The following is a 13134-nucleotide window of genomic DNA, read 5'->3' as shown; positions in this document are numbered from 1 at the left end:
GCGCCTCAGCTACTTCGGCACCGTGCGCGGCTGCCTCGGCTACGCCTTCGACCGCACCCTCGTTTACGGCACCGGCGGCTTCGCCTACGGGTCGGGCAGCGCCGACCGCTCGGGCGGCGGCTTTGCCGGCAACGACAGCTTCCGCACCGGCTAGGCCGTCGGCGGCGGCATCGAGTACGCCCCGCCCACCGACTCGTTCCTGAACTTCTTCCGCTCCGCGGCCGTCACGCTCAAGGTCGAAGGCCTGTACGTCAACCTCGACCGCAACACCCGCAACCAGGGCGCGTTCGTCATCAACGCCGCCAACAACTTCCCCGTCGTCTACAGCGGCATCGGACGCCGCTCCGACGAGTTCGCCGTTGTCCGCGCGGGCCTGAACTACAAGTTCGGCACGTTCTAGGATCGGCGACCGGCGCGGCCTGCGCCGCGCCCATAGCCAACGCAAGATGGAGAAGCCCGGCCGAAAGGCCGGGCTTTTCGCTTTCCGGAGACCCGGGCCGGGGTCTCGAATGAAGTTTTGGTCATCGCCCCTGACAAAGCGTCGCCGCGCACCCATGTCGTGTCTGCCATGCGGCGCGTTCGGGCCCGCGGGTTGGATTCGAGGAGGACAACTCCATGAACAGCGAAGAACGCGACGTCATTTCGGGCATCTTCCAGCGGCTTGAGCAGGCTCAGTCTCAGCCCCGCGACGCGGAGGCCGAGCGCTTCATCGCCGAGAAGCTTCGTGCGCAGCCCTACGCGCCCTACGCGATGGCGCAGCTGATCTACGTGCAGGAAGAGGCGATCAAGAGCCTGAACCAGCAGCTCGAAGAGGCGCGTCGCCAGGGTGCGTCGGCCCAATCCTCCGGCGGCGGCGGGTTCCTGTCGAGCATCTTCGGCGGCGGCGGCGGCCAGCGCCAGGAGCCGCAGCCGGGCTACGGCCAGCAGCGGCCGGGCGGACAGCCCTGGGGCAACGCGGGCGGGCCGCCGCAAGGCTACCCCCAGCAGGGCGGCTATCCCCAGCAGGGTTACCCGCAGCAGGGCGGGCCCTGGGCCGGCCAGCAGCAGGCGCCCGCGCGCGGTGGCGGCTTCATGGCGACCGCTCTGCCGATGGCGGCGGGTGCGGCGGGCGGCATGCTGCTCGGTAGCGCCCTGTCGAACGCGTTCGCGGGCGGTCATTCGAGCCTCGGAAGCGCGGCGGCGGCGGGCCTCGGCGGCGGCGGCGAGACGGTGGTCAACAACTACTACGGCGACGGCGGCAACCAGGATCTCGGGTCCGCCCTCGACAACAGCGGCGGCGACGCGGGCGCCTTCCAGGACGCGGGCTACAGCGATCCGGGCGGCGATTTCGGCGGCGGCCTGGGCGGCGGCGACGACAGCGACTGGACCTGATCGTCCGGTTACGCCGAAGTGCAGGGCCCGGCTCCGCTTAGGCGGAGCCGGGCCGGCGGCTGCGGACCCGATCCCGGATCACCGCGCCACGATCGGTTTCACACGGTCGCCCTCTCGCAGGAACGCCCCGGCGCGCACGACCACGAGGTCCGCTTCGGTGAGGCCGGAGCGGATCTCGGCATCGCCGCCGTTCAGGAGGCCGACCGCCACCTGCCGGGTCTCGATCCGTTCGCCATCGACGACCTGCACCACCGTCCCGTCGGCGCTGTACTGGATCGCCGAATACGGAATGCCGAGCCCGCAGCGTCGCTCGACCGTCACGGTGCCGCGCGCGAACGTGCCGACCCGACTGTTCGGGCGCGTCGTGAGCGCGATCCTGACGCGGGCGGCCTGGTCGGCGGGGTCGGCCCCGGGCTCGATCAGCCGCACGCGCCCCGTCAGTTCGCCCCCGCCCAACGGACGCACGATCGTCGGCTGCCCGGCCTTGACGGGGCTCAGCACGGCGAGCGGCACCTGTGCGACGAGTTCGATCTCACCCTGCGCGGCGATCTGGAACATCGGTCCCTGCCGCGGCGAAACCGGCTGACCGACCACGCCCTGGCTCCGCAGCACGGTGCCCGATACGGGTGCCGTCACGCTGGTCGCGGGCGTGTTGCCCCCTCCGACCGGCACGAGGTTCGCCAGCGGCTGGCCGGCGCTGACCGCATCGAGGGGCTCCACCAGGACCTGCGCCACCTTGAACCCCTCGCGGTCCGGCCCGACGTCGACAATCTCGCGCGGCGTCAGGTGGCCCGCCATCTCGACGGTCTCGGTGAAGCAACGGGTCTGGGCGGGGCGCACGCTCACCGAGCTGGTGATGTCCGGCCGCGCCGTCTGCGCGGCGGCCGGAGCAGCCAGGAGAGCGCAAACCGCCGAGACCGTCGAGATCCGCCTGCGGCCACCGTGCCGAACCTGGCGCGAAGCGGACCCGGCCGCCGGCACGGGCCACCGGATGGGGGCCGCCCGGCCGTGACGCACCGTGATCATGGCCGGCTCCTGGGAGTGTCGCGGCGCCCGACGAGGCCGTCGAGAAGGTCTCCGAGACCGTTCCCGCGCTCGAACGTCCCGCGCGGCGGACCGCCGCCGCGCGCCCGTCCGGACGGTCGGCCCTCGGGGCGCGGCGCCCCCGCGCCGTCACCGCCGAGGAGGCCCGACCCGAGGTTCGTCAGACCGTCCATCAGACCCGCCGGGTCCCGCGCGAGGCCGGAGAAATCGGCATCGACGGACGGCCTGTTCCACGGTCCGGAGATCCGGATCGGCACGTCCAGGCGCCCGCCGGCCGCGACCGTGACCGGTTTGAGCCGCAGGTCGATGGTACCGTTCATCAGGTCGAGCGCGCCGATGCCCTCGGCCTCGATGAGGTTGGTCTTGAGCCGGACATCGTTGCTCGTCGCGCGCCCGTCCGCGATGCCCACGTGCGCGCCGAGACGGTCGAGGCGGGTGGCCAGCCCGCCGCCAAGCCGCGTCAGGCCGGCCGCGCGGGCGAGGTCGAGGCCATCGATCCGCCCGTCGGTCACCGTCATCTCGGCCTGGCCCGCGGCGCTGCCCAGGATCTCACGGCCCGTGAAGCCCTGCGCGCCGACGTCGATCCGGGCGGCGCCGGCACCGTCGAGGCCCGACAGCCCGGCCGCATCCAGCAGCGGCTTGATGCGCACCCCCGAGAGCGTCAGGCTGATCTCGTGGCGCGGCGTTCGATCCCCGGGCGCGAGGACGTAGCGGCCGCGCGCCGTGCCGCCGTAGAGCGCGGCACCGTCCAGGGCGCCATCGAGCTGCCCATCCCGCGTCCGCGCGGTGATCGCCACCTCCGACGCCCGGACCGGGCCCAGCGCGAGCCGCTGGATCGTCACGCCCGCGCGCCCCTCGAAGCCGGCGAGCCAAGCCAGGTCCGGGACCCGCTCGATCCGCACCGGGACCAGGATCCCGTCGGCCGGATCGACCCGCAGGCTGGCCGCGGGCCCGGTCAGCGCCAGCGCTTCGAGCTTCAACGCCGCCTCGATTCGGGGCTTGGTGCCCGAGGCATCCACGACAAGGCTGCCGGTGAAAGGGGCACGATCGACCGTGCCGGCGATCCGGTCGATCCGAAGGCTCGAATCGCCGAGCAGGACGCGCGCGGTCGCCGACAGCGTCGGCCCGTCGCCGGGAGCCAGGGTCGCCGTGAGGGCTCGCTCCGTGCCCGCGGCACCGCCGGCGACCGCGATCGACAGCCCGCTCTCGGGCAGATCCAGCTGAAGGGCCGGGCCGGCCCCGATCTGTGCATCGGTCAGATCGACCACGGCGTCGATCGTGCCGGCGGACAGCGCGAGCGTGCGGCTCCGTTCGCCCGCCGCGACCCCGGCACCGCGGAGGCTCACCTGGATCCCCGCGAGGCCGCGCGAGGGCGTGCCGGCGCGCCGCGCCTCCGATCCCGACGGCAATCGGTCGAGGGGGAGCGTCAGGCTTGCGGCTTCAGCCTCCGCCCGCACGGCACCGCCGCCGCCGAACAGGACGGCGACGGGCGGGCGCACGAAGACCCTGCCGAGATGGGCTTCGAGCCCGTCCACGCTGCGGATCGACACGTCGTTCAGCGCGAGGCCGCGGAAGACATCGACCGCGAGGTCGCCGATGCGCCACTGCAATCCGGTCTCGCGCGCGAGCCGCTGCTCGACGAGGCTCCCGAAGCGGTTCGGAAGCCACCGGATCGCCAGAATGGCCACCGCGATCGTCAGGACGATTGCGGTCGCGGCGATCGACACCCTTCGGACGTTCGGGGACGCGGCCATCGTGAAGAGATCCGATCCTGCTTCGGTCAATCCATCCCCGTGACCCGTCAACGGACGCCGTAGGTCGCGAATTCCTTGTCGATCTGCGGGTTGAGCGCGAAGGCGCTCGTCATGTCGCGGCCGCCGGTCGCCTCGTCGCCGAGGCGCTTCAACGCGAGGCCGCGCCCGTAGAGGGCGGAGCTGTGCCGGGCGTCGCGCTTGAGCGCCTCGCCGTAATCGGAGACCGCCGCCTGCAGCGCCCCGGACTTGAGGTTCACCAGGCCGCGGCTGTCGAGGGCATCGAGGAAGCCCGGGCGCAGCCGGAGCGCCTCGTCGCAATCCGAACGCGCACGCCGCAGATCACCCGCCACCGCGTGGAGCCAGCAGCGGTTGTTGTAGGCCTCCGGGCTCGCGGGGTTGAGGCGGATCGCCCGGTCGAAATCGGCGATCGCCGCCGCGGTGTCGCCGCGCTGGGCGTGGAACTGGCCGCGCTCGTAATAGGCCCCCTCGTCGCGGGGATCGCGGCGGATCCGATCGTCGAGTTCCGCGAGGCGCTGCCGCTCCTGCTCGCCGCGGCGCTGCTCCTCGTCCTTGCGGGGGTCCGCGCGTCGCTCCTCCTCCTCCTTGCGCAAGTCCGCGCGTCGCTCCTCTTCCTTGCGTGAGTCCGCGCGTCGCTGCTCCTCCCGGCGCTCCTCGTCCCGGCGCAGCTCCGCTTTCTGTTGCTCGTCTTGCTCCGCCCTCCTCGCCTCCGCCTTCCGCTCGGCGGCCTCCGCCAGGGCCTGAGCCGCGTTGGCTTTCTCGGTGAGCGGGCCGGTCGGGTGCCGCTTGAGGAAATCCCGGTAGGCGGCTGCGGTGCCCGCGCGTTCCGCCGTCTGGAAATCGCGGGTCGCCTGCTCGCGCTCCCGCTCCGGACGCGTCTCGGACTCGTCCGGCTTGGCCACCGGGGGCTTCGGCGCGGCCGGCGGAGCCGCCTTGGGCTCGGGGGCGGGCGGTGCGGCCATTGCAACCCGGGGTCGATCCGGATCGAAGAAGAACGTCTCGCGCAGGTCGGAGGTGATCGCCGGAGGCGGCACGTTGGGTCCGCGCTTGGCCATCGCGTCCCGCACCGCCTCGAAGGCCTTGTCGACGCTGGCATCGGTCGCGATCTGGCGGACCAGCTCGGTGACGAACGGGCTGCGCGGGCCGGCGCCGTCGCCGACCACGCCGCCGGCCGCCGCCGCCGAGAGCGCGATCACGCCCGGCGGCGCCGGGATCGGGGCCAGCCCCTGGGAGAAGCTGCGGAAGCGCCGCTCGAACGGATTGCGCCGCGACGCGTCCAGGATCAGCGCGCGGATCCCGGCCTGGCGCTTGGCCAGGGCGTCCATCAGCCCGTCGACGGAGATGCCGTCGCGGGCCACGTCGGACTCGCTCCAGACGCGCGCATCCAGCGGGATCAGGTAGTTCCGGCGCCCGACCTGGATGCCGTAGCCCGCGAAGAACACCAGGGCGACGCCGTCGGGCTCGACCGTGCGGACGAACCGGTCGACGGCGGTCTTCAGCGTGTCCCGGCCGGCATTGTCGGCGGTGGTCACGGTGAACCCCCGGCGCCGCAGCGCCTCGGCCATGGCACCCGCGTCGCCCACCGGGGTCGGCAGGACCGCGTCGCTGTCCGGGTAGGCGGCCTCGGCGACGACCAGGGCGGCGCGTCCCTCGGCGGCCGCCGGGCCGGCGACCGCCAGGGCGGCCGCGGCCGCGCAGGCCGCCAGCACGATCGTGCGCAGCCTCCCCGGAAACCGCGTCGCGGACCAGCCCGACCTGCTCATGCCGCGTGTCCCTCCGGTCGCGCCGCGCCGTGCCGGTCCGGCGCCGGCACGCGGCCGCGGCGCGGGACGCGCAGGTCAGAAAGTCGGGAGACCGCGATGAACACCGCGGGGACGAAGATCAGCGACAGAATCGTCGAGAGGATCAGGCCGCCGATCACCGCGAGCGCCATCGGCGACCGGAACTCCCCGCCGATCCCGAAGGCCAGGGCGGAGGGCAGCATCCCCGCCACCATGGCCACGGTGGTCATGACGATCGGCCGGGCCCGCTTCTGCCCGGCGTCGATGATCGCCGCCTCGCGCGTCATCCCGTGCCGGACCCCCTCCAGGGCGAAGTCGACCAGCATGATGGCGTTCTTGGTGACGATGCCCATCAGCATCAGGATGCCGATATAGACCGGCATGGTGAGCTGGTTGCCGGTCGCCCATAGGGCGATCACCGCGCCGCCGAGCGACAGCGGCAGCGAGAACAGGATGGTCACCGGCAGCAGGAACGACCCGAACAGCAGGACGAGCACCGCGTAGACCATCATCAGGCCCGCGCCCATGGCCGTGGTGAAGCCGTCGGCCAGCTCGGCCAGGCTCTCGGCATCGTCGCCCTTGTCGACGGTGACGCCCCGCGGCAGCGACGCCATGACCGGAAGCGCGTCGATCGCCCGCTGCACGTCGCCCAGCGCGGCGTTGGCCGTGAGGTCGCAGGCCACCGTCGCTTGGCGCATCCGGTCGTAGCGGGTGATGTTCGTCGGACCCTGCTGGAACTCCAGGTCGGCGATCGCCGCCAGCGGGATCGAGCCGACGCCCTTGGGCACCCGCAGCTGCTCCAGGACGCGCCGGTCGACCCGCGCCCGGTCGTCGAGCTGCACGCGCACCGGCACCAGCCGGTCGCCGGCATCGAACTTGGCCAGCGCCGGGCCGACATCGCCGATCGTCGCCACGCGGACCGTCTCGGCCAGGAGCGTCGGCGAGACGCCGAGCCGGGCGGCGAGGTCGAGGCGCGGCCGGATCCGGAGTTCCGGCCTGTCGAGGGTCGTGCCGGACACGACGTTGGCGACCCCCGCGAGCCGGCGCATCTGCCCGGCGAGCTCGTCGGCGACGTTGGCGACGATGCGGGGCTCGGCGCCGCGCACCACGAGCGAGACCGCGCGCAGGCCGTTCTCGTCGACGAAATAGAAGCGGATGTCGGGCACCTGCCGCAGGCGCGCGCCGATCTCGCGCTCCAGGTCGCGCTGCGTCACGGCGCGGTCGGCCTTGGGCTTGTAGGTGACGATGAACGAGGCGCGGCGCGACTCGATGGGTTCCTTCGGCACGCGCCCGCCGTCGACGAACACGCTCCGGACCTCCGGCAGCCCGCGGATCACCCGCGCGACGTCCTCGGTGACCTTCTCGGTGTCGGAGAGCTGCGTGCCGGGCGGCAGTTCCAGCGCCATCACGGAGCGCGCCGAGTCCTGGGCGGGCAGGAATCCCTTCGGCAGCAGGTAGAGCGAGCCGATCGAGGCCGCGAAGCAGGCGAGGCCCAGGACCAGCGTCAGCCCGTAATGCCGGACCGAGAAGGTGACGATCCGCGTGTAGGCGCGCGAGGCCGCCCCGGGCGGGCGGACGCGCTCGGGGTGCGGCTTCATCAGGTAGGCCGCCAGCATCGGCGTGACGAACCGCGCCGCCAGCAGCGAGAAGAACACCTGCACCGCGACCGTGACGCCGAATTGCTTGAAGAACTGCCCCGCCACGCCGGACATGAAGCTCGCGGGCACGAAGATCGCGATGATGGTGAGCGAGATCGCGATCACCGCGAGCCCGATCTCGTCGGCCGCGTCGATCGCCGCCTGGAGGGCGGTCTTGCCCATGCGCATGTGGCGAACGATGTTCTCGATCTCGACGATCGAATCGTCCACCAGGATGCCGGTGGACAGGGTGATCGCCAGGAAGCTCACGAGGTTGAGCGAGAAGCCGAGGGCCTCCATGGCCCAGAAGGCCGGGAAGATCGACAGCGGCAGCGAGACCGCGACGATCACGGTCGCCCGCCAGTCGCGCAGGAACAGGAATACGATCACCACCGCGAGGATGGCGCCCTCGAACAGCGTGTGGATCGCCGCATCGTAATTGCCCAGGGTGAAGTCGACCGAGGTGTCGATCAGGTCGAGGCTGTATTCCGGGTTCTCGGCGCGGATCCGCTCGACCCGCTGGGCGATCGCCTTGGCGACGACCACATCGCTCGCCCCCTGCGCGCGCTTGATGCCGATGGCGACCACCGGCTCGCCGTTGAGCCGCGCGAAGGTGCTCCGGTCGGCCACCGTGTCGGTGACGCGGCCGAGATCCTCCAGGCGCAGCTGCCCGCCGGCCGGCAGGGTGATCATCGTGCCGGCGAGCTCCTCCAGCGTCCGCGCCGAGGCCAGCGTCCGGATCGCCTCGTCCTGGCCGCCGATCTCGGCCCGGCCGCCCGTGACCGTGACATTGGTGCCGTAGAGGCGCCGGCTCACGTCGACGGCCGTCAGCCCGAAGGCCTCGATGCGGTCCGGGTCGAGCGAGACCAGGATCTCCCGCTGCACCCCGCCGATCACCGCGGCCTCGGCGACCCCCTTCACGTCTTGGAGCGAGCGCTTGACCGTATTCTCCATGAACCACGAGATCTGCTCGGGACTCTTGTCCCGCCCGCTCGCCGCGTAGGTGACGATCGGCAGGCCGACCACGTCGACCCGCTGGATCAGCGGCTCGCGCGCGCTCTGCGGCAGGTTCGCCCGCACGCGGGTCACGGCGTCCTTGACGTCGTTGAGCGCGCGGTCGGTGCGGGTCTCGAGCCGGAACGCGATGGTGGTCACCGAGAGACCGTCGGTGACCGACGAGATGATGTGGCGGGCGCCTTCGACGCTGGAGACGCCGTCCTCGACGACCTTGGTGATCTGGTTCTCGATCTCGGCGGGGGCCGCCCCGGGCTGGACGACGACGACCGAGATCAGCGGGATGTCGGCCGCGGGGAGCCGCGTGACCGGCAGGCGGGTGAAGCTGACCCAGCCCAGCGCCAGCAGGACGATGGCGGCCACGATCGACGGGAGCGGGCGCCGGATCGCGAGGGCCGAGAAGTTGGCGGACATCAGCGCGCGTCCCCGACCTTGCCGGTGATCACCGGGGTCACCCGGTCGCCGGTCCGCAGGGCCTCGCCGGCGCTGGCGACCACCGACTCGTCCTCGGCCAATCCCTCGCGGACGCGGACGACCTCGTCGCCGGCCAGCCCGGTGCGGATGCCGCGGGTCTCGACCTTGGTTCCGTTGAGGACCTGCACCGTCGGCTCGCCGTCGCGGTAGGTGATGGCGCTGCGCGGGACCGCGAGGCCGCAATCGCGGGCAGTCTCGATCGTCGCGCTGGCGAACTGGCCGGAGCGCAGGGCGTCGGCCGGCTCGACGGAGATGCGCGTCCGGCCGAGCTGGGTCCGCGGATCGACCTCCGCCACGGGGGACCGGACGGTGCCGCGCGCTTCGAATCCGTCGTCGCGCCGGATCTGCGCCGCTGTCCCGGCCTTGATCTTCGGCGCGTGGAGGCTGGGGACGTCGACGATGAGGTCGATGCCCTGGTCGGCCGCGATGCCGACCATCGGCTCGGCGGCGGAGGCCGCCGCGGTCAGGGCGCCCACGCGGGCGTCGAGCCGCGTGATCCGCCCCGCGATCGGCGCGCGGACCGCGTAGGTCTCGGGCGCCTGCGGTGCGGCCGAGGCGGCGCCCTGCCCGCCGCGCGCGGCGCGCAGGATCTCCTGCCCGGCGGTGACCGTGTCGCCGAGGCCGACCAGGATCTCGGTGACGCGGTAGCCGTCGAACGGGACGCCGGCACCGCTCTCCTCGTGCGGGCGGGCGAAGCCGGTCAGGCGCACGCGTTCGGTCAGGCAGGCCGAGCCCGCGCGCACGCCGAGCACGCGCGTGCCCTCGGGGGTGCTCTGCGCCGCCGCCGGGCCGGCGGCGAGGATCAGCAGACACCCGACCCGGACAGGGTGGCACCGCAGGAGAACGAGGGCGCGCAGGGTCCGGCGCTCGGCCGAGACGCCGGTCCCGCAGCCGCGGGGACGTCCCCCGCCCGCGCCGGTCATCGCGAGGCCGACTTGGCCTGCAGCATGTTGACCGCCTGCACGCGGCGGTTCTCCTGACCCTCGGGGTCGGTCGGGTTCTTGAGCCGGCTCTTGCCGTAGCCGACCGTGATGAGGTCGGCGGCGGGCAGGCCGTAGGTTCGCACCAGGAACTGCTTCAACGCGTCGGCGCGACGCTCGGAGAGCTTCTGGTTGAGCGCATCCGAGCCCCGCGCATCGGTGTGCCCGGCGATCATGACGGTCTGCCCGCGCATCGACGGATCCGACAGGGCGCGGCCGAGGTTGTTGGCGTTCTCGAGCGCCTGCCCGTGCAGGACGTCCGAGTTGCGATCGAACTCCATGGGCAGATCGATCTGCGGCTTCGCCGCCGCGACGGCACCGAGCTTCTCGCGCTCGCCCATGGACAGGGACCGGCTGGACCGGCCGCGCAGGCTGTCGACGAAGGCGGTGTCGACTGAGGCGGCCGGCGGGGGCGGTGCCTGCGGTCCGAGCGTCAGGCCGCGCGTCCGGGGCGCCTCCGGCGCCGGCGACAGCGCCTTCAGGATCTGCACGTCGCTGACGGTCTGCGCCCGGGCCGGGAGGGCAGCGAGACTCAGCGCCGCGCACGTGAGGGCCAACGACACTTTCTGTGCGCGCATCGGTTTTCCGAACATTGCAGGAGATCAGTCACGCGGGCGCAAATGCCTTAGGCTTCGCTTTTCCCATGACTCTATATCGAAATCAATACCTTGATTGCCGTCCGAGTTCGGATCCGGCTGGTTCGAGATCAGTCCAGACTACCTATTCCGCGGAAGCTACTCGTCCCAAGACCGCCGCACCGCAAACAGGCCGGCTTGACAAGGGACAGGAGATCGCGCGTGATCATGGCCTCGATTGGCCGGACGCCCGGTATGCCAGTCTTTCCCTCGGCCTCCAGCGACGACGCGGACGTGAATCCAGTACAGGATCGCCGCCGGTGAAGCGGACGATTGCGGCGATCCTGGCCGCCGACGTCGCCGGCTATTCGCGCCTGATGGCCGAGGACGAGGAGGCCACCCTCCTCCGCCTCGCCGCCGCCAAGACCGTCTTCGCAGAGGCCATGACGCGCTTCGGCGGGCGCATCTTCAACACCGCCGGCGACGCGATCCTGGCCGAGTTCCCAAGTGCGGTCGAGGCGCTCCGCGCCGCCCTGGCGATCCAGGCCGAACTCGCCGCGCGCGATCGGGACACCCCGCCGCAACAGCGGGTACGGTTCCGCATGGGCCTGACCATCGGCGACGTCGTCGAGGTCGACGGCGATCTCCTGGGCGACGGCGTCAACATCGCCTCGCGGCTGGAGGGAATCGCGGAGCCGGGCGGGATCTGCATCTCTCGGTCTCTGCACGAGGCCGTCTCCGGGAAGGTCCAGGCGGCGTTCCGCGATCTCGGCCCTCAGAAGCTCAAGAACCTGCCCCGCCCGGTCCACGCCTTCCGCGTCAGCCTGCCGGGCGCCCGTGCGGAGGCCGGACGTCCGTCCCTGGTCAGACGGCTCGGCGGCCGCCAATGGCTGACCGCCGGGATCGGGATCCTATTGGTGCCGATCGTCTCCGGCGTCTGGTACGCCGCCCGCCGGGGCGAGAACCCGGACGGCGGCGACGGGCGGAACGCGGCAGGCGCCGCGGCCGCATCGGACCAGCTGATCTCGATCTCGGCCAGCGTCATCCGTGCGGACCAACTCTGCTTTCCGGACGGGGTCCGGGTCACCGGGCGGATCGCGCCCCTGCGCGAGGTCGAGGTGCGGCCCGGGACCGACGACCTGGGCGCCGGCGACGCCCACCTCCTGGTCCGGCCGCTCGAAGCGGTGAAAGCCGGGCAGGTGCTGGCCGAGTCGCAGCGGGCCGGCACGCGGGACCGTCGGGCGGGGGGCGTCCGGAGCCCGGTCGACGGCGTGCTGCTCCAGGCGTCGGCGGACGGGGCCCCGACGGGGTTGCCGGTCTTCCGGATCGCCGCGGATGCGGCCTTCGCGCTGCGCGCGGAGGCGCCCTGGGCGGCGCTCGCCGGGATCCGTCCCGGGCAGAGCGCCACAGTGACGCCGCTCGGTGACGAGCCGCGGGCGGGCCGGGTCCGCTTCGTGGCTCAGGATCTCGACCCGGCGACCCAACTCGGGCGCGTGGACATCCAGCTCGACGGCGACGGGGATCCCCCGCCCCGGGCGGGCCAGTTCGCGACGGCGCTGATCGCGCTCGGCGAGCGCTGCAGCATCGCCGCCCCCGCCTCGGCGATCGTGCACACGCCCGACGGACCGACGGTCTACGTGGTCCGGTCGGGGAAGATCGAAGTGCGCCCGGTCACGACCGGGCTGTTCAAGGGCCGGCAGGTCGAGATCCGGAGCGGGCTCTCCGAGAACGAGGCCGTCGTGGCGCGCGCCGGCGCGTTCCTGCGCGAGGGCGACACGATCCGGCCGGTCGCCGTCGAACCGCGCTGAGTCCGCCGGCCCCGTCGCGCGGCCCGGCCGCCGCTCAGTAGGCGACGCCGAGAATCAGCAGGCTGACGTAGCGGCTCGGCACCCTAATCGCCGGCTCCGGGAGCAGGAGGCCGGCCTGGGCGGCGACATCGTGCCGGATCGCGTGGTGACGCGTGGCCAGGCGCGGGCGCCTGGGCTGCGCGTCGGCGACGGCACAGACGCCCGCGCAACGGACGCCGTCGTGACGGAGGGTATCGGCCCGGACGGAGCCCGGAAGCGCCGCGGCGCAGCAGAGGGCGAACGCCGCCGCCTGTATCAGATTGGGTACGATGCGCTTCACCTGTCCGTCCTCACTGAAGTGACCGAGCGTGCCCCAACGGCACGCCGCTCGATCCGGAGGCGGCGCCATGCCGCCTCTCGGCTCACGATCTCCGCGTTCGCGGGGTCGTGGCTGCGCAGGGCGCCCCTCCCCGTCAAAATCCGATGCCGATCATCGTCGACGCGCCGCCCGACGCGCGCGGGGCCGGGGCGGCGGCGCGCGCCTCGGACCGGATCCGCGCGGTCGGTGCCGCCTGGGGCCGGGCGATGCGGGCGCGGGCGGCCTGGGCGGCGTCCTTGGCGGCGGCGCGACGGCGCTGCTCGTTCGCGACCGCCTGCTCGGCCCGGCGCTCCGCCGCCAAGGACGCCGCCCAGGCCGCC

At 72.9% G+C, this 13134-nt stretch carries 9 protein-coding genes and 2 pseudogenes; 3 read left to right on the top strand and 8 right to left on the bottom strand.

The features are described 5' to 3' along the window. Both MKL01_RS12455 and MKL01_RS12450 read left to right on the top strand, forming a co-directional pair. Window positions 1-400: pseudogene (locus tag MKL01_RS12455) on the top strand (outer membrane protein); the annotation flags it as partial. A 215-nt stretch (window positions 401-615) separates the two neighbouring features. Beyond that, on the top strand, window positions 616-1371 hold the full coding sequence (locus MKL01_RS12450) for a DUF2076 domain-containing protein (protein ID WP_243905535.1): 756 nt from the start codon (window positions 616-618) through the stop codon (window positions 1369-1371). 78 nt (window positions 1372-1449) lie between these two features. On the opposite strand, the gene MKL01_RS12445 is transcribed toward MKL01_RS12450, so the two are convergent. The 6 genes from MKL01_RS12445 to MKL01_RS12420 form a co-directional block, all read right to left on the bottom strand. Beyond that, window positions 1450-2217 carry an efflux RND transporter periplasmic adaptor subunit gene (locus tag MKL01_RS12445; RefSeq protein ID WP_243905534.1) on the bottom strand — a complete coding sequence of 256 codons (768 nt, stop codon included), beginning with the start codon at window positions 2215-2217 and terminating at the stop codon, window positions 1450-1452. A gap of 176 nt (window positions 2218-2393) precedes the next feature. Then, a complete protein-coding gene (locus MKL01_RS12440; protein ID WP_243905533.1) occupies window positions 2394-4169 on the bottom strand; it encodes an AsmA-like C-terminal region-containing protein in 1776 nt (591 codons plus the stop codon). A gap of 47 nt (window positions 4170-4216) precedes the next feature. Further along, on the bottom strand, window positions 4217-5950 hold the full coding sequence (locus MKL01_RS12435) for a caspase family protein (RefSeq protein WP_243905532.1): 1734 nt from the start codon (window positions 5948-5950) through the stop codon (window positions 4217-4219). Further along, complete coding sequence (locus tag MKL01_RS12430; protein WP_243905531.1) at window positions 5947-9033, bottom strand: efflux RND transporter permease subunit; 3087 nt, start codon at window positions 9031-9033, stop codon at window positions 5947-5949. Before MKL01_RS12430 ends, MKL01_RS12435 begins: the two co-directional genes overlap by 4 nt. Further along, window positions 9033-10016 (bottom strand): efflux RND transporter periplasmic adaptor subunit, encoded by a 984-nt coding sequence (locus MKL01_RS12425; protein ID WP_243905530.1) that lies wholly within the window; start codon window positions 10014-10016, stop codon window positions 9033-9035. Before MKL01_RS12425 ends, MKL01_RS12430 begins: the two co-directional genes overlap by 1 nt. Then, window positions 10013-10651 carry an OmpA family protein gene (locus MKL01_RS12420; RefSeq protein ID WP_243905529.1) on the bottom strand — a complete coding sequence of 213 codons (639 nt, stop codon included), beginning with the start codon at window positions 10649-10651 and terminating at the stop codon, window positions 10013-10015. Before MKL01_RS12420 ends, MKL01_RS12425 begins: the two co-directional genes overlap by 4 nt. A gap of 317 nt (window positions 10652-10968) precedes the next feature. Here MKL01_RS12420 and MKL01_RS12415 point away from each other — a divergent pair, with 317 nt between their 5' ends. Continuing rightward, window positions 10969-12456: an HlyD family efflux transporter periplasmic adaptor subunit gene (locus MKL01_RS12415; protein WP_243905528.1), complete on the top strand. Its 1488-nt coding sequence runs from the start codon at window positions 10969-10971 to the stop codon at window positions 12454-12456. Between the two features lie 34 nt (window positions 12457-12490). Here the strand turns inward: MKL01_RS12415 and MKL01_RS12410 are convergent, their stop codons facing one another. Beyond that, the gene (locus tag MKL01_RS12410; protein ID WP_243905527.1) at window positions 12491-12775 is read right to left on the bottom strand and encodes a hypothetical protein; all 285 of its coding nucleotides are present in this window, start codon (window positions 12773-12775) and stop codon (window positions 12491-12493) included. 133 nt (window positions 12776-12908) lie between these two features. After that, window positions 12909-13134 (bottom strand): annotated as a pseudogene (locus MKL01_RS12405) (hypothetical protein); the annotation flags it as partial.

Origin of the sequence: Methylobacterium sp. J-070 (genome assembly GCF_022829385.1) — a bacterium.
Lineage (GTDB): Bacteria > Pseudomonadota > Alphaproteobacteria > Rhizobiales > Beijerinckiaceae > Methylobacterium.
Note: the sequence above shows the minus strand (reverse complement) of the source record. Positions and strands in the feature narration are given on the sequence as shown.

Excerpts from the sequence above, each read along its gene's own strand:
- MKL01_RS12450 (WP_243905535.1), top strand. The coding sequence starts at position 616 with ATGAACAGCGAAGAACGCGACGTCATTTCGGGCATCTTCCAGCGGCTT.
- MKL01_RS12440 (WP_243905533.1), bottom strand. The coding sequence starts at position 4,169 with ATGGCCGCGTCCCCGAACGTCCGAAGGGTGTCGATCGCCGCGACCGCA.
- MKL01_RS12435 (WP_243905532.1), bottom strand. The coding sequence starts at position 5,950 with ATGAGCAGGTCGGGCTGGTCCGCGACGCGGTTTCCGGGGAGGCTGCGC.
- MKL01_RS12430 (WP_243905531.1), bottom strand. The coding sequence starts at position 9,033 with ATGTCCGCCAACTTCTCGGCCCTCGCGATCCGGCGCCCGCTCCCGTCG.
- MKL01_RS12425 (WP_243905530.1), bottom strand. The coding sequence starts at position 10,016 with ATGACCGGCGCGGGCGGGGGACGTCCCCGCGGCTGCGGGACCGGCGTC.
- MKL01_RS12420 (WP_243905529.1), bottom strand. The coding sequence starts at position 10,651 with ATGCGCGCACAGAAAGTGTCGTTGGCCCTCACGTGCGCGGCGCTGAGT.